Here is a 366-nt window from a genome sequence, read left to right on the forward strand (position 1 = left end):
TATCATGTACTACGAAATCAATGTGAGCCGCGACGGCAAGCACTTTTTCGCGACGGCCCCGCGCAGCATTACCAGCATGCACGACCTGCAAAGCGTGTACCCTGTTCTCAGCAACGCATTTCCCGCGTCGGACGGTTATGAACTGACCGTAACGCGCTGGGAAAATCGCGGGTATAACGTGAACATGGGCGACAACCGCGAGCCCCCGTCGGCAGCGGATACACTGCTGCGCGACGCTCAGCGCGATCCCGAGTAGAAGGCGCGTGCAATACCCTTGCATAGTGTAGGGGTATTGCGCATCGTCATTTTATCGTGTTATAGTTACGTCACTGGCTCACGACGAACCAGCAACTAGACACCTAAAGG

General features: G+C 55.7%; 1 protein-coding gene. It reads left to right on the forward strand.

The annotated features are described in order from the left end of the window. Window positions 1-256 (forward strand): hypothetical protein (locus tag AC1RPU_RS08020; protein ID WP_481769644.1); only part of this gene is annotated, 256 nt, incomplete at its 5' end. Between the last annotated feature and the right edge of the window lie 110 nt (window positions 257-366).

This window comes from Dellaglioa sp. CoH-55-MRSF-7, from assembly GCF_056782235.1.